Source organism: Pseudomonas sp. Sample_24 (genome assembly GCF_004307605.1).
In the GTDB taxonomy this organism is placed as follows: domain Bacteria; phylum Pseudomonadota; class Gammaproteobacteria; order Pseudomonadales; family Pseudomonadaceae; genus Aquipseudomonas.
In genome coordinates, this window is sequence record NZ_RCNW01000389.1 from 1 (window position 1) to 2,975 (window position 2,975).

Genomic DNA, 2,975 nt, shown 5'->3' on the forward strand with positions numbered 1-2,975 from the left:
CGCTCTGCGTGGGAACGCCTCCAGGGACGCTCCGCGTTCCAGCTTCAACACCTGCGCGACGTCGAACACCGTTGTGACGCGGAGCGTCACGGGCTGCATTCCCACGCGGAGCGTGGGAACGATCAGTGGAAACGCGTTGTATCGTGATCGTTCCCCCGCTCTGCGTGGGAACGCCTCCAGGGACGCTCCGCGTTCCAGCTTCAACACCTGCGCGACGTCGAACACCGTTGTGACGCGGAGCGTCACGGGCTGCATTCCCACGCGGAGCGTGGGAACGATCAGTGGAAACGCGTTGTATCGTGATCGTTCCCCCGCTCTGCGTGGGAACGCCTCCAGGGACGCTCCGCGTTCCAGCTTCAACACCTGCGCGACGTCGAACACCGTTGTGACGCGGAGCGTCACGGGCTGCATTCCCACGCGGAGCGTGGGAACGATCAGTGGAAACGCGTTGTATTTTCCCACTGAGTCTGTGGCGCTGTCCGCTAGCCACCTCCCTCATCCCGGCTCACCCTAGTCATTCCCTGGCAAAGGAATGCAACCATGGGTCGTAGCCGCTACACCATCACCGAACCCGACAAACCACATTTCCTCACTTGCACCATCGTGGAATGGCTTCCGCTATTTATTCGCCCTTATATCGTCGACCATCTGCTCGATTGCTGGCGTTATCAGCAAATCCACCGGGGCTTGAAGATGTATGGCTATGTGGTTCTGGAAAACCACCTGCACTTTGTCGCCGAGGCTCCGGATCTCAACAGATGTGTCAGTCAATTCAAATCATTCACTGCCCGACAAATCATCGACGACCTGCAAAGCAAGGGAGCCGAACGCGCGTTACAGCGCCTGCGCTTCAGCAAACGAGCTCACAAGCAAGACCGGGTGTATCAGCTTTGGCAGGAAGGTTCGCATGCGGAAATGGTGTACAGCGAGGCAGTGATGCGGCAGAAACTTGATTACATCCATAACAACCCAGTGAACCGTGGCTATGTGGATCTGCCCGAACACTGGCGATACTCCAGCGCGAGAAACTATGCGGGGATGGAAGGGTTAATCGAAGTTCAACGCTGGTATTAGGTCGTGATCGTTCCCACGCTCCGCGTGGGAACGCCTCCAGGGACGCTCCGCGTTCCAGCTTCAACACCTGCGCGACGCCGAACACCGTCTTGACGCGGAGCGTCACGCGCTGCATTCCCACGCGGAGCGTGGGAACGATCAGTAGGGGGTGGTGTGAGCCGTGATCGTTCCCACGCTCTGCGTGGGAACGCCTCCAGGAACGCTCCGCGTTCCAACTTCAACACCTGGGTGACGCCCGATACCGTCGTGACGCGGAGCGTCACAGGCTGCATTCCCACGCGGAGCGTGGGAACGATCAATTTCGCGGCTGTTAGAACTCGATGCGCACGTCGCCCTTCGGCACGCTGCAGCACGACAGGATGAACCCATCGGCTTCGTCTTCTTCGGTGATCCCGCCGTTGTGCTCCATCTCCACCTCGCCACCGAGCTTCATCACCTTGCAGGTGCCGCAGATGCCCATGCCACAGGCTTTCGGGATCATCAGCCCGACTTTCGCTGCAGCGGCGTGCACGGTTTCGCCGGGGGCCACGCGAATGCTCTTGCCCGAAGTGATGAACTCCACCTGATGCAAGTCCGCGGCATCGATTTCGGGCGCATCGGCCGCTTGTTCGGCTTGCTCGACCGCATCGGCACGGGCTTCCGGTGGCGTGGCGCCGAAGGATTCCTCGTGATAACGCTTCATGTCGTAGCCGGCGTTCTCCAGCAGGCGCTTGACCGCGTTCATGTACGGGGTCGGCCCGCAGCAGAACACTTCGCGCTCGAGGAAGTCCGGGACCATCAATTCCAGCATCTTGTGGTTCAGGTAACCGCGATAACCGGCCCAAGGCTCGCCCAGGCCGTGCTTCTCGCAGATCAGGTGCAGGCTGAAGTTGTCGATCCGCGACGCCATGTGCTCCAACTCGCGGTGGTAGATGATGTCCTTCGGTGAACGGGCACTGTGGATAAAGGTCATGTCGACGTTGGCGTTGGTGTCGTAGAACCAACGCGCCATGGACATGCATGGGGTGATCCCGACGCCGCCGCTGAGGTACAGCACTTTCGGGCTCGGGAAGTCGATGGCGTTGAACAAGCCCACCGGCCCGTGCACCGCCAGTTCCTGGCCTTCGTGCAGGGTGTCGTGCAACCAGTTCGAGACCTTGCCGCCCGGCACGCGCTTGATGGTCACCGAGAAGCTGTACGGCACCGACGGCGAGCTGGAAATGGTGTACGAACGCATGATCGGTTGGCCTTCGATCTCCAGCTCCAGGGTAACGAACTGCCCCGGCTTGAAGAAGAACATGATCGGCTGGTCGGCCATGAAACAGAAGGTGCGCACATCCCAGGTTTCCTGGATGACTTTGACGCAACGGACGATGTGTCGACCATTGGCCCAGGTCTGGGTGGTTACCGGGTTCAGGAAGTTGTTGGACATGCTGATCTCCACGGCCGACTGTCGGCCTTCATGTTGGCGATTCTGCGTATAGCGCAGATCAGCCATTTACCTATCTGCGACATTGACATGCTTATCGCGACCAGCCCGCAAGTACCGGGGGTTGCGCGTCGGGAACAGATTGCACCATGTCGCCCATGGATAAGGTTCTGGCCAGCGGCGGCCCCACACTCGCCCCATACCAAGACACATTCTTTACACCTTGCGTAGCAACCGTTAGCAGTACACCTGATTAGCCACTTTCGCCGGCCACACAGAATGGCCTTGAGGATTAAACGATGGACGTCACTACTACCCTGAGCCTGGGCGATCCGCTGGAACCCGCACGCAAGGCCACCGCGCAGATGCTGCAAGAGCGTGAGCGCACGTTCTCGCTGCCGCAGCCGTTTTACTCGGACGAGCGTCTGTTTGATATCGACATGCAGGAAATCTTTCAGAAAGAGTGGTTGATCGCCGGCATGACCTGCGAAAT

At 59.6% G+C, this 2,975-nt stretch carries 3 protein-coding genes and 1 pseudogene; 2 read left to right on the forward strand and 2 right to left on the reverse strand.

Annotation, left to right across the window (positions count from 1 at the left end):
- Positions 1–402 (reverse strand): hypothetical protein (locus tag D8V06_RS30940; protein ID WP_241667862.1); only part of this gene is annotated, 402 nt, incomplete at its 3' end.
- A 138-nt stretch (positions 403–540) separates the two neighbouring features.
- Here D8V06_RS30940 and D8V06_RS22570 point away from each other — a divergent pair.
- Positions 541–1,074, forward strand: coding sequence for a hypothetical protein (locus tag D8V06_RS22570; RefSeq protein WP_056853885.1), 534 nt, complete (start codon positions 541–543; stop codon positions 1,072–1,074).
- Positions 1,075–1,384: 310 nt separating this feature from the next.
- Here the strand turns inward: D8V06_RS22570 and gbcB are convergent, their stop codons facing one another.
- Positions 1,385–2,485, reverse strand: a complete 1,101-nt coding sequence (gene gbcB / locus D8V06_RS22580) for a glycine-betaine demethylase subunit GbcB (protein WP_056854371.1) — start codon at positions 2,483–2,485, stop codon at positions 1,385–1,387.
- 296 nt (positions 2,486–2,781) lie between these two features.
- On the opposite strand from gbcB, the pseudogene D8V06_RS22590 reads away from it, so the two are divergent.
- Positions 2,782–2,975, forward strand: a pseudogene (locus D8V06_RS22590) (Rieske (2Fe-2S) protein); the annotation flags it as partial.